This is a genomic window from Dethiosulfovibrio faecalis (assembly GCF_021568795.1).
In the GTDB taxonomy this organism is placed as follows: domain Bacteria; phylum Synergistota; class Synergistia; order Synergistales; family Dethiosulfovibrionaceae; genus Dethiosulfovibrio; species Dethiosulfovibrio faecalis.
Map to the genome: position 1 here is coordinate 70,202 of NZ_JAKGUE010000006.1, position 18,954 is coordinate 89,155.

Consider the following 18,954-nt stretch of genomic DNA (forward strand, 5'->3'; position numbering starts at 1 on the left):
CGTCTTTACGGGCGCCCCGGCTGGCAGGAGGCTCTATGAGAAAAAATCTCAAAATTCTTCACGTGTTATCGCAGTTACCGGAATACACCGGAAGCGGACATTACGTTCAGGCACTTCTGGCGGAGAGCATAAAAAAAGGACACCGATGCTTTCTCCTGTCGGCGGGAAGCGATCGATGGTCTCAGAGAGGACAAGAGCTCCCTTACATCGAGAGGGGGAATCGAGTGGTCGTTCCCTTCGAATCGAGACGGCTTCCGTTTCCAATTCCCGGCATGAGCGATGTAATGCCCTACGAACACAGTAGATTCGGAGAGCTTACGGACAGACAGATGGAGCTTTACGAAGAGGCCTTCCGAGAAGCTCTGATCCACGGTGTAAAAACTTTCTCCCCGGACCTGATACACTGTCACCATCTGTGGTTGTTGACGTCCATGACCAGACGTCTTTTCCCGGAAATTCCGGTAATCGCCACCAGCCACGGAAGTGACCTGAGACAGATGAGAAATCTTCCGCGTTTCAGAGCAAAGGTCCTCGAAGGTTGTGCCAATTTGAACCGGGTTCTGGCTCTGAGCGCACCTCAAAAGGAGGAGATACAGGAGATATACGGCATCCCTTCCGATCGAATATCGGTCGTCGGAGGGGGGTATAACTCCAACCTGTTCACCTTGCAGGAAAAGCCGGAAGTTCCACCCGTCACCATTATGTACGGCGGAAAAATCTCGTCGGAAAAGGGGATACCCTGGTTGGCTCGCTCTCTGGGAAAGGTGTACCTGCCATGGAGATTGATCGTTGCAGGAAAGGGGACGGGACAGGACGGCAAAAAATGCGTCGAGATGCTTGAGGCCTTGGGCTCCAGGGTCGAGCTGGTGGGGCAGGTTCCCCCGTCGAAGATGGCGGCCTTGATGGGAAAATCCCACGTGTTCGTTCTGCCGTCCCTTCACGAGGGGCTGCCCCTGGTGTTGCTGGAGGCCCTGGCCTGCGGATGTAGAGTCGTCGCCACAGCCCTGCCGGGAGTTCTGGAAATGGCGGTGGGAATCGCACCCTCTGCCCTGGAGACCGTGCCTATGAAGGTATCGCCCGCCACCGTGTGGGACCCCGGCCAGGAATCGCTATCCAACATGGTTTTAGCTCTGGAGAGACAGATTGGGAGAACCCTGAAAGAAAAATCTCCGTCCATACCCCAGGAAAGGCTGAAAAGCTACACCTGGGAATCGGTCTTCGAAAAAACAGAAAAAGGTTATTTTACGGCTCTGGAGGAGACTTCCCCGCTATAGGTCCAGCTCAGCCTGTAAGCCGGAGGGGTGGGACAACCCCATGACCGCCTGCATGGAGGCGGCGCTGCGAACGGAGTAGTCGGACCAGCAGTTGTTGAACATCACGAAGGTCCTGTCCACACCGGAGGATATCTCGCCTATCCTCTGGCGCCACGGTTTGAGCTCTTTTTGAGAGTAGAGATATCGAAACCTCTCTCCAACCGAGGTACCCCTTCGCTCCCAAGCACACTCGTTTCTGCCATGGAATCTCACTACCGATCCCCAGGAAGCCGTTACGTTAACCTCAGGAGGCACCGTCCATGAAAGCTGAGGTTCGTCCACCACTACGTAGGCAACATCGTGAGCTCTCAGACGATCGAGGAAAACCGCCTTGTTGTCACCGGAAAGCCAAGTACCGTTTCGAACCTCAAAGGCTATCCTGAAGGGGTGAGCCTCCTCCACGACCCGGTCCAGATAACGTATCATCCTTTCCGAAAAGACCGCCCAAGGCGGAATCTGAAACAAGACGTATCCCAACTTGCCTATCTTGTGAAGCGGCATTATGGAATCGGAGAACTGGCGCCACAGCTCAAGACGTACCGATCTGGGAACCCTTTTAAAATCCACCCGACTGTCTCTGTCTCCGACCTCGTCCCTCACCCATCTGGGCAGGGCGCTCCATTGGACCGAGTGAAAGGTGAAAAGCCCGTAGGCCTTTATTCCGAACAGAAAGTCAGGAGGAGTCCAGGACGCCCATCGATACACATCGGTTATGTCCGGTATGGCATAAAAGGTGCTGTCTACCTCCACTGTGTTGAAACGAGAGGAGTAGAATCCCAACCGTCTCTCACCGTCTTTGGCCTCAGAGGGATACCAACCGCTGGATAGAAGCTGTCTGTCCGCCCACGAACAGGTACCGATCCGGACCTCCCTCATCTGATCCCTCCTAACGGTACCCCATCAAGGCCGGTTCGGAGAGCTCCTTCACCCTTCGACACCAACCGTAGGTTCGCCAGGCCCTTATCAGACTGACTATGGAATAGGTCTCGTCGGGAGAGCTGCCACAGGCATCGGAGGCCATGCTCTTACCGTATACGTGGTCGGGCATCTCGAATATCATGTCCCCTTCGTGGAGAGAGGTTCTGCCGCTGCCCTTACACCCCAGAGCTATATGGCCCTCTCCGTTATCGTAGACCGTCACGACGTAGGAAATGTCCCCTAACTGTCCCTGAGGGATGTCGAATCTTCTCTTTCTGGAATAGCCGCGTTCCTTGAGATCTCCCTCGGAATCGTAATGCTCCCTGTATTCCAAGGCCTGGAGATAGGGCCAGTGACGAACCAAAGACACCAATGCCACCGCCATCTTGGAGGCCTGGACCTTGGCCTGACCGTCCAGATCGTCGGCCTTTCGGAGAAAATCCCTCCTGTCGTATCCCCTCCAGAGAGAGTCGGCAAAATCTATGACCTCCCCACCGACAGCGGAAAAGCCCATAAGAACCCCCATCGCCCCGATCTGAAAAGGCATATACCAACGGACCGGATCCACCGCCGTAAGCTTCGAGACTATGGAGGTGGACCTTATATCCCTTATGTCCGCTCCCTTGGGCAAATCCAGATAGAGCTCATCCCCGTTTTTGAGAAACAGCTCGGATTCCTCGTCGGTCACGTCGAAACAGGGAAGAAAGGCTCCATTGTCCTTCCCATCGGACAGATCGGTCAACCAGAGAGACCTCCTCTTGCTCTCCGGCAACAAGGCGAAGTCCTTTTTATCCATGACGACTTTCGGGACGATGGCCATATCCTGAAGCAGAACGGCTGTCCTCAAGCACATGGATCGAAAGGTAAGATCTCTCGACATGGACTCCAGAAGTCCCCTAACCGCCTTAGAGATAGCGTCCATATCGTACTCCGTGGATTGACCACGACCATGCTGCATCTTCAAGACCCTAGAGGGAGCTTCCAGCCAGGAAAAACGAACCGGCTTCATCTTCTCCTTGGTCTTGTTGTATATTCCAAGACGGGGAGCTCCCTTGCCTCTCCAAATCTGAAGAGAGACTTTGTCATCCAAATCCTGGGAGCAAAGAATACCCCCGCTGCCTTGATTTCCCATAAACACATCACCTTTCTCCAACACAAAAAAGACTTACCTCTACATCAAGAACGATATGAACCCCTCCAGGTCCTCCTCGGAAAATACAGGTACTCCCATATCGATCAGGGAGGAAGCGAAGACTCCTGTCCCCTTTATTACCCTACCGGAAAAAGAACCGTCGTAGATCAGACAGGACCCGCAGGAAGGGCTCTTTTCCTTGAGCAAGGCCACGGAGACGTCGAAATTCGACATTTCCTCGAGAGCTAATGCAGCTCCCCGACGAAAAGAACCGGTATGATCGATACCGTCCTTACCCACCACCATCCCGTTTACTATCTCGCAGGGCGTCCTGGGAGTGGAAAGCCCCCCTAGCTGTTCAGGGCAGAGAGGCAGTACATCCCTACCCTCCAGAATTTCCATTATGTCGGGACGACGAAACCCAGTTCCGTCGTATCTGCAGGGTATACCCAAAAGGCAGGAACTGACGACTATCATAAAGCTGAACCTCCAATTCGATTCTCGACCATATTATACATTGTACGACCGATAGCTTCCACGATACTTGTGAAACGGAGAAGTTGGGTGTATCATCACTTTTTTGGGATCTCAAGAAAACTAAGATCCTACATAGGAGTGGTATAAGTGCACGTGGTAGAAAAAATACGTAATGTAGCGATAATAGCCCATATCGATCACGGAAAGACCACGTTGATCGATTCGATATTCCGAGCCACCAGGGTCTTCCGTGAAAACGCCAGGATCGAGGAAAGGGTTATGGACAGCGGAGAGCTGGAGAGAGAAAGAGGCATAACCATCACCTCGAAACACTGTACCGTCGAATGGAACGACTATCTTATCAACATCGTGGATACCCCGGGACACGCCGATTTTTCAGGCGAGGTAGAGAGGGTCCTTTCCATGGTAGACTCGGTCCTTCTATTGGTGGACGCCAACGAGGGCCCCATGCCACAGACCCGTTACGTCCTCTCGAGAGCTTTAAGTCTGGGCTTGAACCCTATCGTGGTCATAAACAAAGTCGACCGCCCCAGAGCTGTCCCCGACCAGGCGCTCGATAAGACCATCGACCTGTTCATCGAGCTGGGAGCGGACGAGCATCAGCTAGAGTTCCCCGTACTGTACGGATCCGGGCTGGACGGTTGGCTGGTGAAGGACTTGGAGGACGAGAGGGTCGGTATGAACCCCCTCTTCGAGACCATAGTGGAAAGCGTCAAGGCTCCGGAGGCCAAGCTTGACGAGCCTTTTCGAATGCAGATAAGCACTCTAGGCTGGAACGACTACGTAGGCCAGATAGGATGCGGAAAGATAACCTCGGGAGCCATAAAACAGGGCGAGCCGTTCCTACAGACCAAGACAAAATGGAGGCACCCGTCCGAGACCTCCGAGGGCTGGGACGTGTTGGGATCCTCCCAGGAAAAGGCGTCCCATATATGGGTTACGAGGGGACTCGACAGGATAGAGGTCGAACAGGCCTGTGCGGGAGATATAGTATGGATAACGGGACCCAAGGGCATCGATATAGGAGACACCTTCGCCTCTCCTGCCTCGAAGCAGCCTCCCTTTCCTCCCTTGATGATAGAGGAACCCACAGTATCCATGTTCTTCCTGGTCAACAACGGCCCCTTCGCCGGAAGGGACGGGTCGCCTCTGACCTTGAGACAGCTCAAGGCTAGACTTGAGAGGGAGACCCACAGCAACGTGGCCCTCAGGGTCGAGGACCTGGGAAGACCGGACGGACTAAAGGTATCCGGCAGAGGCGAGTTGCAACTGGCCATACTGATAGAGGAGATGATCCGGGAAGGATCGGAGCTCTGCGTGTCCAGACCGGAGGTTATAACAAAAAAGGACGACCTGGGACACAGGCTGGAGCCGCTGGAACAGCTGGTGATAGAGGTTCCCGAATCCTACCAGGGAGTCGTCATAGAGAAACTGGCCCAGAGAAAGGCCGATCTGACCGACATGGCCGTTTTGGACACAGGAGTCGTCAAGATGACATTCGACATCCCCACCAGAGGGCTGATCGGCTATAGGGGCGAGTTCCTCACCGACACCAGAGGCCTTGGGATAATGGCCTCCAGGTTCGTGGGATACGGTCACTGGAAGGGAGACATCACCTCCAGGAACAGAGGATCCATGGTCAGCATGGATACCGGCCCTGCGACAGGATACCAACTTGAAAACCTCCAGGAAAGGGGAACTCTATTCATCGCACCAGGAACGGAAGTCTACAATGGACAGGTCGTAGGGGAGAACTCCAGACCGGGAGACATACCGTGCAACCCGACTAAGAAAAAACAGACCTCCAACCACCGTTCGGCCACCAAGGACATGGGCATAAAACTCGACGTACCCAGATCGGTCACCTTGGACAAGGCCCTCGAATGGATCGGAGACGACGAGCTGGTGGAGGCTACGCCGAAGGAAATTCGAATAAGAAAGGCCATCCTCGACATGAACGAGAGGAAAAAAGCATCCAAAAAAACGGCTTAAACCGAGAGGGAGGGCGACAGCCCTCCCTCTTTTCATTTATCCCTCAAGGCTCCATCAAGCAACTTTACAAGCTCCCTTACGGACCCCTCATTCAACCTTATTCTATGCTGCATTCTTCCAAAATCGTCCAAAACGAACAACACTATCTGCCTGGTTCCATCCTCCTGGTACCTTACGTCAACGGTAAAAGACGCGTCGGGAGCGACGGGATGGCAGGCCTCGTCGTCCACGTTGACGGTGGAACGGGCCAAGAAATCCAAGGCCGACGCCTTATGGGTCATCGACGTCACAGATCTTCACCTCCTCTGAGAGGAACCGTCAACCGTACGATCGTACCCCGCCCGGGAGAGCTTTCTATAGACAAAGATCCTCCCGCGAGCTCCGCTCTTTCGTTCATGCTCCTCAAACCGTAAGACCCCCTCCTGTCCGCCTCCATCCTAGCAGCTTCAACGTCGAACCCTATCCCGTCGTCGGAAAGCAGGGCCCTAAAGTTCTCCTCTCCCACCGAGATTCGAAGCGATATCTTGGACGCCTTGCCATTCCTAAGAGCGTTTATCATCCCCTGATAGAGTATCTTAAAGATGTTGGCTCTCATGTAGAGAGGTATTTTCCACCCCATCCCCTCGGCCGAGACCGCGATATCTACTCCGTGTCTCTCGGAAAGCCTCTCCGTCAGTCTTCCTATGGCCACGTCCAACCCCTGATCGAGTCCAGGAGGAGTGAGCTGATGCAGAACGGCCCTCACGTCTTTCTCCGACTCGAAGAGGACCTCCTTCAGGTTGCAGATCTCATTAAGCGCCTCATCGTAAGACCTCTCGGAGATATAACGCTCCGCCAGTTCGGTACTCATAACGGCGTCGGCGAATTTTTGAGCCGGTCCATCGTGGAGATCCCTGGCCATATGGGCGCTTTCCCTCTCCGCCATAGCGATCGCCGCCGCCAGTATCCCATGCTGCTCCGGGGTCTCCAGCTGCTTCCCACTGTCTATTATCTCCATTGCCATCCGGAAACGAGACCCCAGATCCTCGGTCCTCTTCAGCATGACTTCCTTGTGTCGTATTTCCCTAGCCAGATGGTCTCTCATGGCGCGGAGGCTTCTCTCCCTCTCCTCCAGGCTACCGTGAAGTTTCATCAAGTGCTCCACTCGAAAGTAGACCTCTTTTTCGTCGTCTTCTAGGTTCCCCTTAACCGCAGATACGAGCTCGTATCTGGCTTTTCTACACTCTCGACCACATTTTTCACAGGCCTCTACCACTTCCTCCACCTGTTTTTGAACCGATCCGAATTCCTTGCGGAAGGCCAGATAGGCCTCGTACTCATCCATTCGGATTTGGGTCAACTCGTCAAAACCTTCCGAGAGTATACCGGTCACGTCGGTAAAGATACGGTCGATTCGATTGATCGAGTTTTGATCCATACTCTATAGCCTCCAAAAATGTGCAATCCGTTGCCTTGTAGTATATTAGTACCAGCCAGCGTTCAGTCAAGTATCAATCGCACGTTCGACGAAAGGAGGGCGACTTATGAGATACGTAAGAGAACGCCCGAAACCACGGAATATAACCGTTATGGGATCCGGAAGCTGGGGAACCGCTCTGGCGAAGGTGGCTGCTAATAAAGGACATTCGGTCGCTCTATGGTGCAGAGACGAAAGACAAGCGGAACTAATATCAAAATCCGGTAGAAACGACCGATATCTTCCCGATGTAGATCTACCATCAAATATAACACCTACGAGCGATCTCGTGTCGGTTATGGAACACTCCAATATGTGGATAATGGCGGTTCCGACCCAGGCATCCAGATCGTTGCTCACAAAACTAAGATCGTTTGAGACCGATATGGACGGAATATCCATCTGTAACGTAGCCAAGGGTATAGAGGTGGGCACTCTGAAAAGGGTCAGTCAGATAGTTCAAGAACTGGCGCCGAAATGCAAATACGCAGTATTGTCCGGTCCTAGCCACGCGGAAGAGGTGGTAAAGGGCCTGCCTACCGCCGTCGTCGTGGCCTCCGACCATCAGGAAGAGGCCTCTTCGTGGCAGGAGATCCTGACAGGAGGGACTTTCCGGATATACTCCAGCGAGGACGTATGCGGAGTAGAGACCGGAGGAGCGCTTAAAAACGTCATAGCCATAGCCTCCGGCCTGGCCCACAAAATGGAGATGGGAGACAACGCCACGGCAGCCCTGGTAAGTCGGGGGCTGGCCGAGATAATGAGATTGGCCGTCACCATGGGAGCTCACCCGATAACCCTGGCCGGCCTGGCGGGAATTGGAGACCTCATGGTGACGGCATATAGTCGACATTCGAGAAACTTCCGTCTTGGAATGGCCCTGGGCGAAGGGCAATCCCTTGAAGAAGCCATCGAATCTCTAGGACAGGTGGCGGAGGGAGCGTACACGGTCAAGGCTGCGGTAGAGCTGGGCAAGAAGCTCAAGGTGGATCTTCCGATATCCCGATCGGTCTACCAGGTTCTTTACGAGGGACTCTCCCCTAAAGAAGCCATTCGAGAGTTGATGTCCCGAGATCCCAAGCCGGAGTACCCTCCACACATATTTCAAGAATAGTATTGAAAGACAATCTCAAAAAGGGGGTTGCTATAACCCCCCGATATATTGTATAGTTTGGTGGGAGTTCAATAAACATGGAGGAGGAATTTTCATGGCAGCGAAAGTAGATAAAGAGACCTGTGTAGGTTGCGAGAGCTGCGTGGGCACCTGCCCCGTAGAGGCTATCGAGATGAACGACGGCAAAGCCGTAGTCGACGAGGGCAAGTGCGTCGAGTGCGGAGCCTGCGTGTCCGCCTGTCCAGTGGACGCAATCAGCCTCTAAGGTAGAGACTGTTTTACAGGAGGCCACCTCTAAAAGAGGTGGCCTCCTTCTATGTATAGACTCAGGAGGAGGACTCCGTTTATGTGGATAAAGATATGCGAGGGAATCATGTTGATATGCTTCGGAATGGCCTGGCCCGCCTCCATATGGAAAAGCATGACGTCCAAAAGCACCAAGGGGAAAAGCCTGTCTTTCATGGTAATAATCTTGGTCGGCTACGTCGCAGGGATAGTAAAAAGCCTAATAGAACCGGAGATATCCTGGCCGGTTCTGTCTCTCTATTTGCTCAACACTGCCATGGTAACGGCCGACACTTCGCTGTACTTCAGGAACAAAAAGCTGGAGGAAGGGACCTCTCCTGCGTAGACCGAAATATCACTATAGATTAAAAAGGTCGGAGAACCGTCTAAATAGACGACCCTCCGACCTTTTTATCATTCGAGAAAATCCCTGAGCTTCTTGCTCCTGCTGGGATGGCGAAGCTTTCTGAGAGCCTTGGCCTCTATCTGACGAATACGCTCTCTAGTAACTCCGAAACGACGCCCGACCTCCTCCAAGGTATAGGATCTGCCGTCCTCCAAGCCGAAACGATATCGCAGAACCTCTCTCTCCCTGTCGGAAAGGGCATCCAGCATATCCTCGATCTGTTCGTGGAGAAGGTTGCAGGATGCGGCGTCTTCCGGGCTCGGCATATCTCTATCCTCTATGAAGTCTCCTAACTGGCTATCCTCCTCCTCGCCGATCGGGGTCTCCAGAGAGACAGGCAGCTGGGCGATTCTACGGATCTCCTCGACCTTGGTGGACTCTATCTCCATCGCCTCGGATATCTCCTCGTCGGTAGGCTCTCTCCCCAGCCTCTGTACCAGCTGCCTGGAGACCCTGACCATCTTGTTTATGGTCTCCACCATGTGGACCGGTATCCTTATGGTCCTGGCCTGATCCGCTATGGCTCTGGTAATGGCCTGACGTATCCACCAGGTGGCGTATGTGCTGAATTTGAAGCCCTTGCGATAGTCGAACTTCTCCACCGCCCTTATAAGCCCCAGATTTCCCTCCTGGATCAAGTCCAGAAACAGCATCCCTCGGCCTATGTACTTTTTCGCTATGCTGACCACCAGACGAAGGTTGGCATCTATTATCTTCTGTTTGGCAACCTGATCTCCGTCCTCCACCCTCTTGGCGAGCTCAACTTCCTCGGAGGCGTCAAGAAGAGCGACCTTACCGATCTCCCGGAGATACATCCTCACGGGATCGGTCAGGGGGATATCGTCGAGCTTGCCCAACTCGTCTACGTAGACATGTTCCTCGTCGGAGGAAGCAGCCGTCGACTTATCGGACTTCAGCCTTGGATCTCCGTCCTCTATTACCTCTATGCCCAACTCCATGAGGTTGTCGAAGACGTTCTCCAGCACCTCGGTGCTCCAGAACTCTATTGGAATGAACTTCTCGATATCCTTCTGAGTGACATAACCGTTCTTACGACCCTGCATTATGAGCTCTCGTATACGCTCCATGTACATCTTAAGGTCGTCACGGGAAAATTTCATCTCTTTAGGCGATTTGCTCTTTGACCCAGCCATATATCCACTACTCCCCCTGCTTTTTATCAAACCTCGAGAGCCTGACGTCTATTATCATCTTACATCAAAAAAAACCGATCTCAATGGCCCATAGCCCCATTGAGACAAAACAAAAGGAACCACGACAAGAGAGAGGGGACGCATGACATCCCCTCTCTCCGATACCTAACACCTACAGGAATTTACATTGTAACACGACTATGTAAATTATCCAAAGAGCTCATCCCAAGGATAGACGAAAATCGAATATAGGAGGCATGGATACATCCGGAGGAGGCCCTACGACGTTTCTCGTCTCGCTCATCTCGAAGGAATGCAGTACCGTAGCGATTCGGAGGTCCATAACGTCGTCGGTCTCGTAGGGCACCGAGGAGCGTCTGAATCCGAATTTCTCCGCATAGTAGGGAATTAGATGATCGATAGAGCAGTGACGTCCCATAGCGAACAACAGATCGTCGATAAAACCGGCTTCATCCTTAAGGGGCAGAGGTGTGGCCATCATTATTATCTTTCTGGCCCCTCTAGGCACGGAGGAACTTCTGAAAATGCACTCGGTCACACCTGCTATAAGGGCACTATCGCCACTTTCCTCCCCTTCCTCCAGCACGTCGGAAACGACCTCCTCCATCGCCGGAGAATATCCGAACATCAAGGTAAAGCCCAGGGAAAACCCGGCCATCCCCTCAGGATCTCCGTCCCACGTCATGGTCCCGGCTATCCCGGAACCCAGACCGCTGACGTATATAAACTCGCTCCCAAGAGCCATGGCCCCCTGAGCCAGCCCCACCATCTTATCCCCGCAGAACCTGTTCACCGAGACCGGACGCCAGTCCATATCGTAGGGGAACAGGTCTGACACCTCGAAGTCGAGGTCGTTTTCCCAATAAGGTAGGCGATTCATCCTAGTCCCCTCCCCTCTGTGAAGTTCGTCCTATTCAAAAATGGCGGCCACCGACGTGACCGCCACGGAAATCGACCGATATCAGTCTGAAGACTTCCCGGAACTTCGTTCCAGGAGAAGTTCGCAGACCTTTTCCACCAAACCGCCGATCTCCGGCTTGGTTATCTGAGCCTCCGCTCCGATGCTGGCGGCCTTCCGTCTTATGTCGTCCGCCATTATGGACGAAAATATCACCACGGGCATATCCCTCCGCTCATCGTCCTGCTTTACGAGTCGAGTAAGGGCGAAGCCGTCCATCTTGGGCATCTCGATGTCGGAGATCAACAGATCGAAGTGACCTGGCTCCTCCTCGCTGATCCGGTCCCAGGCCGCCTTTCCGTGTCCGACACTCTCCACGTTGTGAAATCCGCCGTCTGCCAACACGTCTATGACCTGTCTGCGGATAAGGGGGGAATCCTCCGCTACAAGTATACGGTAACGGTCCAGGTCCCCCAGACCAAGAGTCAATTTGGCCGCCTTGACCTCGTCGAGACGATATTGGGACATCAAGGAGGGATTCACCGTCTGGACTATTCTCTCGTAATCGAGAAGTATTATGTTTCGATCGTCCCTTTTTATGACGTAGAGGGAGTTCTCTCCCAGAAACGTCCCGGTAAGGGATGCATCCAGTTCATCGGAATTGATCCGATATATCCGCTCTACTCCCTCGACGACGAAACCGAGCTTTATCTCGTTGAATTCGGCTATTATTATCTTGCTGTTCTCCAGTTCGACGTCCGTGTCGATCTTGAGATATCTGCCCAGGTCCACCAGGGGGAGTACCTCTCCTCTGACAGTGGTGATACCTATCATCGCTGGATTGGCGTCCGGAACGGGACGGCAACCGGTCCACCTTAGAATTTCCCGAGTCTTGTCGACGTTGATGGCAAAAGCCTGCTGGCCGAGGTAAAAGACCACGACCTGCCATTCGTTGGTTCCGACCTCGGTGAGGATCTTTTCGTTAACCCGCATAGTCACTACCCCCATTCACACAGGTCGTCTCATATTTTCTACAGTTTACCATAAAACCCATAGAACCGAACGCCACGAGACAAAAGGAAGACGGCATGTTATAGTCTCGCCATGAATTTATACGACCCCTTCAAAAACGAAGTCAAGACCAAAGGGACCTTCATCGTTCGATCCAATCGTTTCGTCGTTAAATGCTACGTCTACGGCAAGATCTTCGATTGCCACCTCCCCAATCCCGGACGCCTTTGGGAGCTTCTATTTCCGGGGGTAACCCTTTTTCTCATAGAGAACAGGGGCGGAAAGACCGCGTACACGGTGATAGCGGTGGATACCCCCGACGGTCCGGTCTTGCTGCACACCCATAAGGCCAACGACCTGGTGGAAGAGCTGTTGAAAAAAAGGGAGATCCCGTCTTTTCGGGAAAAAAAGCCGATCAAAAGGGAGATCTCCGTAGGTAACAGCAGATTCGACTTCCTGCTCGAAGGGAACTCAAGACCGACCCTTCTAGAGGTAAAATCATGCACTCTTTTCGGCAAGCGAGGCTCCATGTTTCCCGACGCGCCGTCGGAGAGAGCGGTCAGACACGTGGAGGAACTGGAATATCTCTCTTCCGAGGGCTACGACGCCGCGGTGATCTTCGTCGTGCAGTCGAAAAAACCCGAATGGTTTCTCCCCGATTTCCACACCGATCCCAAATTCGCCGAAGCCATATACCACGCCAGAGACCGCATCGAAGTGGTGGCCCTCTCCATACCCTGGAGGCCCGACCTGACCCTATCGGAAAGCCCGGTCGAACTTCCGATACCCTGGGAGAAGATGAGAGACGAAAACGAGGACAGAGGAACATCCCTGATCGTGTACGACCTGACCGAGGCGGACGAACTGCCTCCAGGACATTACGTACTAGTGATCGAGGCCGACGAGAATCTGTCGTCAGCCTCGACAAAGGCCGTCAGAAAAAGGCGAAGAATCGTGGATTTGGAGGACCGTCTGAACAACAAGAGACGATCGGTCAAGACCATACCGATAAGGTCCTCGAAAAAGCTGGGCAGACGGATCTACGAACGGCTCTACCCACTGTCCTCGATGGATAAAGACGTCGCGAAACTATCGTACGACGGACGGTGGCTGTTGAGATTCGAGGAGTCGCCCTTTTTGTTGAAAGACTTTGTGGACGTCGTCGTGGCAAACAGGATCGATAGACTATCCTAATCAAGAGGAGAGAGTGAACATGTTGCACGAGATGGTAACTTGGTTGGTCTCGACGGTGGGATCCATGGGATACCCCGGAATAATTTTTCTGATGTTTCTGGAGTCCTCGTTCTTTCCGTTCCCCAGCGAGGTAGTCATACCTCCGGCGGGATACCTGGCCCATCAGGGTGAGATGCATCTATCGCTGGTGATACTCGCAGGGATAGCAGGGAGCCTGCTGGGAGCCCTATTCAACTACTGGCTGTCCATAACGGTTGGACGGTCGTTTTTCGAGAGGTACGGTCGTTACTTTCTCGTCTCCCGATCAAGCCTGGACAAAGCGGAGGTCTTTTTCGACAGGCACGGACACATAAGCACCTTCGTAGGCCGGCTGATCCCGGGAGTCAGACAGTACATATCCCTTCCTGCCGGAGTGGCCAGGATGCCTCTTCTGCCCTTTTGCGTGTTCACCGCCATAGGGGCCGGCATATGGGTCGTGATATTGGCCCTGGTCGGCTACTGGTTGGGCAGCCAGGGAGACCTGGTGCTCAAATACGTGAATAAGATCTCCCTGGCATTGATATCGATCTGTTCAGTAACGGTGATAATATACGTAATCGCCGTAAGACGCGGAAACTCCGATAAAAATCGATCCTAAGGCAGGACCCTCGACAGTGCCGTCAGAAGGTGAGAATAACCTCCGGGAACCCGTTTCACCCCTTCTCCGAAGGAGGTTATAACCTCGATGGCCCTGTCTCTATAGTCCTTCTCCTCGGTACATTCCCACAATGTGACCAGGTTATTCGCCATAACGGCGTTGCCGGAGGGGTACAGACCGTCCCGTCCGTGAGACCGGGCAAAGAGAATCCCCTCTCCGGCACATTCTGAGAGGCGATATCCCCTTCCCTCAAGGCCGAAAAGCTCCTCGCATCGTACCAAGAGTTTTTTCGCCCTCTCCCTCCAGACCATATTGTCCGTCGACCTATAGGTCTCCAGAAAAGACCATATGACCGCGGCGTAGTCGTCCAAAGTGGCAGGAATGTCTCCTATATGAAACAGCTCCCCTTCGCTCCATATCCTGGAACACTCTCTCTCCGCGAGAGCCACGTAATTTCTTCGGTCCATGAGCCTTCCGCAACGGGCCAGAGCGGCTATAAAAAAGCCGTTCCAGTCCGACAGTATCCGTCCGTCCTTTTCTGGCTCCAGCCGTTCCCGCCTGAGAGACGAGAGGACCTGCCTCCCCTTGGCCAACAGATCCTCAAGGTCCTGTTCGTCCTCCATTCCCTCGTCCTCGGCCAGTCGATCCAGAGGTGCGGTCAAAAAAAGGACGTTCTTGCCGGAGGGGCTACCGGTGGTCTCTTCGATGTAGTTTCCCTCGTCCGTTATGCCGTAAGCTCTCTTGAAAAGCCCGGCATTCTCTCCCAGAGCGGAGTCTATCTCGTCGGACGTCCAGAGATAGTAGTCCATATCGCCGTCTTCCGTCTCGTAGCTTTGAGATGCCAAAAAGCCTCTGCCCGGAGAATAAAGGTTCAAAAGAGCGTAAGCCAAGGTCTCGTCGGCCACCCTCCAGTGAAACACCTTTCCATACCTGTCGAATCCCTCTGCGAAGACCATGGCAGCCATGGCCTGGTCCACCAGCAGCTTTTCAAAACGGGGTCTGCGCCATTCTCTGTCGAGAGTGCAGCTGTGGAAGCCTCCTCCGAGATGATCTCTGATGGCCCCCATGGACATACCGTCCAAGGACAGACGAAGGGCCTCGCCGCATCTTTTACATCCCGTCCGACGGTCGTATTCAGACAAAAACAGCAGCTCCTGGACGGGCGTAAACTTGCCCCCCTGGCCAAAACCGCCCCAAAGCTCGTCCAGATCGTTCAACAACTCCTCGGATGCGGCCTTCAAGGTCGACTCGGGGATGTCGGACGTCTCGGTAACCGCGGATTTTTTTAAAGACTCCAAGACTTCCTCCGACGCCCGAACCAGGGCTTCGTTTTCGGTTAGCCAAAGCCACTTTATCCTGGGCAGACAGTCCAAAAAACCGGGACGATCCGGAGTCCCTTTCAGAGGCATATAGGAAGATACGAAAAAAGGCTTCAGATCGGGGGTCAGAAATAGATTCAAAGGCCACCCTCCGGAACCGTTCATTATTCGATTGACCGACATAGCGCTATCGCTCAAGATCGGGAAGCTTTCCCGCTCCACCCTGACCGGGACGAAGTCCTCGTTGAGCAACTTAGCCACCTCGTCGTTAGCGAAGCTCTCCCTGTATTCGATATTACAGAGACGACAGGTGGGGGATCCGATGTACAGAAAAAGCGGCTTATGCTCTTCCTTGGATCGCCGGACGGCCTTCTCCCCCCAGGAAGACCACCGGATCAGATCGTCGTCGTGCCCCGATCCAAACATATCAGTCCCTCCTCCTCTAGCAGCTCAGGCAAATCGCCTATCCCGTCCAAAGTCCTCCAGGCACCGGCGGCCTCAAGATCCTCCCTGGAGAAATTCCCGGAAGCCAAGCCGACTCCTCTCATACCGGCGGCCACGGTGGTTCTCATGTCTATGTCGGTATCCCCGACGTAAAGGGTCCCATCGGGGCTTCCTCCCAATTCTTTCATGGCAGCAAGGATCATGTCGGGCTCCGGCTTGGGACGGTAGAGATCGCCCAGCCCCATTACGAGATCGAAACGATCGAAGATCCCCACTGCCTTGACCACCGGCTCCGCGACGTGCCTGTTGGTGGCTATCCCGATCCTCAGGTTCATAGCCTTGAGCTTATCGACGGCGGGAATCGTTTCCGGAAACGGCACTATTCCCGCATACTCCGTCTCGCTGAAGATCCGACGATATTCGGAGAGACAATTTTCGTCGTACTCCCCCCATAGGGAGTGAAGTCCCTTCGCCAGAGGTATGCCGATTATTCCCAAGACCTGCTCTCTCGTAACCTTGGGGAGCCCCATTTTTTCGGCTACGGCGTTCATACAGTCGGTTATACCCTGACTGCTGTCTACCAGGGTCATGTCAAAGTCAAAAAGGACGACCTCGATCAAAAAAATCACCTATCTCTCGATTTGAATTATATACAACTCGAGGGGTAACCGGAAAACTCATCCCGGTCCCCCCCGAAAACCCCTTCTATCCACCCATGGAGAGCCACAAAAAGAGCAGGGGTCATCCCGCCTGCGCCCTGTCTCGCCCGAACGACTTCTCGACCTCTAAGAGGATCAGCGTCTCTAGAGGTGCTCCTTAGAAGGACGGTAAAAATCCACGTGAACCGACTCCCGTAACACCATTCCTCCATCCATAGCCTCGTCCAAAAAGGACGCGAAATCATCCAGTTTTTCCGTGGTGTCGACTATCTCTATTATTATGGGAAGATCTTCGGAAAGACGGAAGACCTCGGCAAAGTGAATCTTGGATCCAGCTCCAAAACCGGCAAGCCCTTTGAAGACGGTGGCCCCTGCCAGACCCCTTCGCCTAGCTTCCTCAAGAAGATACCTATACAGAGGACGACCGTTTCGACAATCACCCTCGCCGATATAGACTCTGAAACGCTCCCATTCTTCGTGTCGAACAGTCATATCTCCCAACCTCCTCAGAGCAATCTAGCCAAGACTACACCGCCCCAAGCGGCACCGATCCCCAGGAGCTGACTTCCCAAAAGGTAGAAAAGGGTCGCACCGACTGCGGAGGAAGATAACAACCGAAAACCCTCGAAGGTCATGGTTGAAAAAGTCGTAAAGGATCCTACAAAACCGGTCAAGACCATAAAGGCCAGAGGACCGGACAAAAGATAACGTTCGTTGGCCAAGGTCCACAGAAAACCGAAGATCAGACACCCTATAACGTTAACAACCATTGTCCCCAAAGGAAAGGTTCCTCCGAAACGTTCCTGAACCCACCCTCCCAGACCATACCGGCAGAGAGCTCCCAAAGCGCCTGCTCCCATCATACAGGCTATTTTCGACATCGTCATAACCACCTTTTCAGCATGCCCGAAAGGGGCCTTTTAACACCGGGCCATAGTGTACCATAGCCAAGGGGGAACCGGAAAACTCGCTCCGGCTCCCCCCTTTTAACCTGACTTATATCCTATTTACAGAGCCCCGGATAAAGGGGCTTAGATCCGCAGAGATCTAGAACCTCGGCTCTTACCGCCTCCAGATTGGAGGGATTTTCGACATCGGAGATCACCCTATCTATCCAATCGGCGATCTTTACCATCTCGTCCGGGCCGAATCCCCTGGTGGTAACCGCCGGAGTCCCCACCCTTACTCCGCTGGTCACGAAGGGACTGAGAGTCTCGAAGGGAACAGTGTTCTTGTTCACCGTTATCCCCGCCTCGTCAAGTGCCAACTGGGCGGCCTTTCCCGTTACTCCCTTACTGGTAAGGTTTAAAAGCAGGAGATGGTTGTCGGTTCCGCCGGAGACGAGATGAAAATCACGTTTTTTCAATTCCTTCGCGAGAATCGAGGCGTTCTCGATAACTCGCCTCTGATAATCCTTGAAATCCGGCTTTAAAGCCTCGGCGAAAGACACCGCCTTGGAGGCTATCACGTGCATCAGAGGACCACCCTGCATCCCCGGGAAAATCGCCGAATCGATCTTCTTGGCGTGTTCGGCCTTACACATTATCATACCGCCCCTGGGCCCCCTGAGGGTCTTATGGGTCGTGGTGGTCACGAAATCGCAGAAGGGAACCGGATCCTTGTGGTATCCCGCGGCTATCAACCCGGCGATATGGGCGATATCGAACATTAGATAGGCTCCTACCTCGTCGGCAATCTCACGAAACCTCTCCGCGTCGATCTCCCTGGGATAGGCGCTGGCACCGCAGACGATCATCTTCGGGTTGTGCTCTTTGGCCAGACGGCGGACCTCGTCGAAATCGATGGTCTCGGTCTCCTTGTCGACTCCGTAAGGTATCACGTTGTAAAGCTTGCCGGAGAAGTTCACCGGTGAACCATGAGTGAGGTGACCGCCGTGAGACAGGTTCATGGCGAGAATCGTATCCCCCGGCTCCAGCACGGAGGAATAGACGCCCATGTTGGCCTGGCTCCCCGAATGGGGTTGAACGTTTACGTGATCGCAACCGAAAAGCTCCTTGGCCCTCTCTATGGCCAGCTTTTCCGCCTTATCGACGACCTCACAACCTCCGTAGTACCTCTTATCGGGGTATCCCTCGGCGTACTTGTTCGTGAGAACCGACCCCATTGCGGCCAGTACCGCAGGAGAGACGAAATTCTCCGAGGCGATAAGCTCTATCTGTCTTTCCTGGCGACGAGCCTCCTCACAGATAATCTCGGATATCTCAGGATCCACCTGACGTATAACCTCTGCTCCATCGATAGTCATTAAAAACCCACCTTTCACCGTCAAGGTAAAGCTATTCTGAACAAACTCCTCGACAGACTTTCGTCTATTATAACAAAAAGCCTATAGGACAAGAAGAGATCGATTATTGAAGTTCCTGAGGTCTCCCATAAAAAAACAAAATCCACCCTGACATTCTTTACAAAATCAACTAGCTTTTCAGCCTTTTATGGATACATCCCCGCTTCAGTGTGCTATAGTATTGCAAGCTGACGCAGA

The 18,954-nt window shown here is 53.4% G+C and carries 20 protein-coding genes; 7 read left to right on the forward strand and 13 right to left on the reverse strand.

The features are described from left to right. Positions 1-35 precede the first annotated feature (35 nt). Complete coding sequence (locus tag L2W58_RS06415) at positions 36-1,274, forward strand: glycosyltransferase family 4 protein (RefSeq protein WP_236102523.1); 1,239 nt, start codon at positions 36-38, stop codon at positions 1,272-1,274. Here L2W58_RS06415 and L2W58_RS06420 read toward each other — a convergent pair. From L2W58_RS06420 to L2W58_RS06430, 3 genes are all read right to left on the reverse strand, one after another. Beyond that, on the reverse strand, positions 1,269-2,189 hold the full coding sequence (locus L2W58_RS06420; RefSeq protein WP_236102524.1) for a DUF72 domain-containing protein: 921 nt from the start codon (positions 2,187-2,189) through the stop codon (positions 1,269-1,271). The two genes, L2W58_RS06415 and L2W58_RS06420, sit on opposite strands and share 6 nt — an antisense overlap. A gap of 10 nt (positions 2,190-2,199) precedes the next feature. Next, positions 2,200-3,321, reverse strand: coding sequence for a hypothetical protein (locus L2W58_RS06425; RefSeq protein ID WP_236102525.1), 1,122 nt, complete (start codon positions 3,319-3,321; stop codon positions 2,200-2,202). Between the two features lie 81 nt (positions 3,322-3,402). Beyond that, a complete protein-coding gene (locus L2W58_RS06430; RefSeq protein WP_236102526.1) occupies positions 3,403-3,840 on the reverse strand; it encodes a 2-thiouracil desulfurase family protein in 438 nt (145 codons plus the stop codon). A 147-nt stretch (positions 3,841-3,987) separates the two neighbouring features. Between L2W58_RS06430 and typA the strand changes: the two genes are divergently transcribed. Then, entirely contained in the window at positions 3,988-5,853 is a 1,866-nt protein-coding gene (gene typA / locus L2W58_RS06435) for a translational GTPase TypA (protein ID WP_236102527.1), read from the forward strand. A 32-nt stretch (positions 5,854-5,885) separates the two neighbouring features. On the opposite strand, the gene L2W58_RS06440 is transcribed toward typA, so the two are convergent. Then, entirely contained in the window at positions 5,886-6,143 is a 258-nt protein-coding gene (locus tag L2W58_RS06440) for a hypothetical protein (RefSeq protein WP_236102528.1), read from the reverse strand. Further along, positions 6,140-7,270 (reverse strand): sensor histidine kinase, encoded by a 1,131-nt coding sequence (locus L2W58_RS06445; RefSeq protein WP_236102529.1) that lies wholly within the window; start codon positions 7,268-7,270, stop codon positions 6,140-6,142. The genes L2W58_RS06440 and L2W58_RS06445 overlap by 4 nt, the downstream gene beginning before the upstream one ends. Before the next feature lie 106 nt (positions 7,271-7,376). Between L2W58_RS06445 and L2W58_RS06450 the strand changes: the two genes are divergently transcribed. From L2W58_RS06450 to L2W58_RS06460, 3 genes are all read left to right on the forward strand, one after another. Continuing rightward, entirely contained in the window at positions 7,377-8,423 is a 1,047-nt protein-coding gene (locus L2W58_RS06450) for an NAD(P)H-dependent glycerol-3-phosphate dehydrogenase (protein ID WP_236102530.1), read from the forward strand. A gap of 94 nt (positions 8,424-8,517) precedes the next feature. Further along, positions 8,518-8,688, forward strand: a complete 171-nt coding sequence (locus L2W58_RS06455) for a 4Fe-4S binding protein (RefSeq protein WP_236102531.1) — start codon at positions 8,518-8,520, stop codon at positions 8,686-8,688. Positions 8,689-8,769: 81 nt separating this feature from the next. Next, positions 8,770-9,054, forward strand: coding sequence for a hypothetical protein (locus L2W58_RS06460; protein ID WP_236102532.1), 285 nt, complete (start codon positions 8,770-8,772; stop codon positions 9,052-9,054). Between the two features lie 68 nt (positions 9,055-9,122). On the opposite strand, the gene rpoD is transcribed toward L2W58_RS06460, so the two are convergent. The 3 genes from rpoD to L2W58_RS06475 all read right to left on the reverse strand — a co-directional run bounded on the left by rpoD (position 9,123) and on the right by L2W58_RS06475 (position 12,180). Next, entirely contained in the window at positions 9,123-10,268 is a 1,146-nt protein-coding gene (gene rpoD, locus L2W58_RS06465; protein ID WP_236102533.1) for an RNA polymerase sigma factor RpoD, read from the reverse strand. Between the two features lie 220 nt (positions 10,269-10,488). Beyond that, positions 10,489-11,169, reverse strand: a complete 681-nt coding sequence (locus L2W58_RS06470) for a hypothetical protein (RefSeq protein WP_236102534.1) — start codon at positions 11,167-11,169, stop codon at positions 10,489-10,491. A gap of 81 nt (positions 11,170-11,250) precedes the next feature. Beyond that, entirely contained in the window at positions 11,251-12,180 is a 930-nt protein-coding gene (locus tag L2W58_RS06475) for a chemotaxis protein CheV (RefSeq protein ID WP_236102535.1), read from the reverse strand. A 111-nt stretch (positions 12,181-12,291) separates the two neighbouring features. Here L2W58_RS06475 and sfsA point away from each other — a divergent pair, with 111 nt between their 5' ends. Then, positions 12,292-13,392 carry a DNA/RNA nuclease SfsA gene (gene sfsA, locus L2W58_RS06480; protein WP_236102536.1) on the forward strand — a complete coding sequence of 367 codons (1,101 nt, stop codon included), beginning with the start codon at positions 12,292-12,294 and terminating at the stop codon, positions 13,390-13,392. Positions 13,393-13,411: 19 nt separating this feature from the next. Beyond that, positions 13,412-14,029 (forward strand): DedA family protein, encoded by a 618-nt coding sequence (locus tag L2W58_RS06485; protein ID WP_236102537.1) that lies wholly within the window; start codon positions 13,412-13,414, stop codon positions 14,027-14,029. Here the strand turns inward: L2W58_RS06485 and L2W58_RS06490 are convergent. The 5 genes from L2W58_RS06490 to L2W58_RS06510 form a co-directional block, all read right to left on the reverse strand. Continuing rightward, entirely contained in the window at positions 14,026-15,774 is a 1,749-nt protein-coding gene (locus L2W58_RS06490; protein WP_236102538.1) for a thioredoxin domain-containing protein, read from the reverse strand. The two genes, L2W58_RS06485 and L2W58_RS06490, sit on opposite strands and share 4 nt — an antisense overlap. Beyond that, on the reverse strand, positions 15,744-16,421 hold the full coding sequence (locus tag L2W58_RS06495; RefSeq protein ID WP_338033075.1) for an HAD family hydrolase: 678 nt from the start codon (positions 16,419-16,421) through the stop codon (positions 15,744-15,746). Before L2W58_RS06495 ends, L2W58_RS06490 begins: the two co-directional genes overlap by 31 nt. Before the next feature lie 174 nt (positions 16,422-16,595). Continuing rightward, on the reverse strand, positions 16,596-16,943 hold the full coding sequence (locus L2W58_RS06500) for a DUF190 domain-containing protein (protein ID WP_236102540.1): 348 nt from the start codon (positions 16,941-16,943) through the stop codon (positions 16,596-16,598). Between the two features lie 14 nt (positions 16,944-16,957). Continuing rightward, complete coding sequence (locus L2W58_RS06505) at positions 16,958-17,332, reverse strand: fluoride efflux transporter FluC (protein ID WP_236102541.1); 375 nt, start codon at positions 17,330-17,332, stop codon at positions 16,958-16,960. A 122-nt stretch (positions 17,333-17,454) separates the two neighbouring features. Beyond that, a complete protein-coding gene (locus tag L2W58_RS06510) occupies positions 17,455-18,717 on the reverse strand; it encodes a serine hydroxymethyltransferase (protein ID WP_236102542.1) in 1,263 nt (420 codons plus the stop codon). Positions 18,718-18,954: the final 237 nt, after the last annotated feature.

Excerpts from the sequence above, each read along its gene's own strand:
- L2W58_RS06415 (WP_236102523.1), top strand. The coding sequence starts at position 36 with ATGAGAAAAAATCTCAAAATTCTTCACGTGTTATCGCAGTTACCGGAA.
- L2W58_RS06420 (WP_236102524.1), bottom strand. The coding sequence starts at position 2,189 with ATGAGGGAGGTCCGGATCGGTACCTGTTCGTGGGCGGACAGACAGCTT.
- L2W58_RS06430 (WP_236102526.1), bottom strand. The coding sequence starts at position 3,840 with ATGATAGTCGTCAGTTCCTGCCTTTTGGGTATACCCTGCAGATACGAC.
- L2W58_RS06445 (WP_236102529.1), bottom strand. The coding sequence starts at position 7,270 with ATGGATCAAAACTCGATCAATCGAATCGACCGTATCTTTACCGACGTG.
- L2W58_RS06450 (WP_236102530.1), top strand. The coding sequence starts at position 7,377 with ATGAGATACGTAAGAGAACGCCCGAAACCACGGAATATAACCGTTATG.
- L2W58_RS06455 (WP_236102531.1), top strand. The coding sequence starts at position 8,518 with ATGGCAGCGAAAGTAGATAAAGAGACCTGTGTAGGTTGCGAGAGCTGC.
- L2W58_RS06460 (WP_236102532.1), top strand. The coding sequence starts at position 8,770 with ATGTGGATAAAGATATGCGAGGGAATCATGTTGATATGCTTCGGAATG.
- rpoD (WP_236102533.1), bottom strand. The coding sequence starts at position 10,268 with ATGGCTGGGTCAAAGAGCAAATCGCCTAAAGAGATGAAATTTTCCCGT.
- L2W58_RS06470 (WP_236102534.1), bottom strand. The coding sequence starts at position 11,169 with ATGAATCGCCTACCTTATTGGGAAAACGACCTCGACTTCGAGGTGTCA.
- L2W58_RS06475 (WP_236102535.1), bottom strand. The coding sequence starts at position 12,180 with ATGCGGGTTAACGAAAAGATCCTCACCGAGGTCGGAACCAACGAATGG.
- sfsA (WP_236102536.1), top strand. The coding sequence starts at position 12,292 with ATGAATTTATACGACCCCTTCAAAAACGAAGTCAAGACCAAAGGGACC.
- L2W58_RS06485 (WP_236102537.1), top strand. The coding sequence starts at position 13,412 with ATGTTGCACGAGATGGTAACTTGGTTGGTCTCGACGGTGGGATCCATG.
- L2W58_RS06490 (WP_236102538.1), bottom strand. The coding sequence starts at position 15,774 with ATGTTTGGATCGGGGCACGACGACGATCTGATCCGGTGGTCTTCCTGG.
- L2W58_RS06500 (WP_236102540.1), bottom strand. The coding sequence starts at position 16,943 with ATGACTGTTCGACACGAAGAATGGGAGCGTTTCAGAGTCTATATCGGC.
- L2W58_RS06505 (WP_236102541.1), bottom strand. The coding sequence starts at position 17,332 with ATGTCGAAAATAGCCTGTATGATGGGAGCAGGCGCTTTGGGAGCTCTC.
- L2W58_RS06510 (WP_236102542.1), bottom strand. The coding sequence starts at position 18,717 with ATGACTATCGATGGAGCAGAGGTTATACGTCAGGTGGATCCTGAGATA.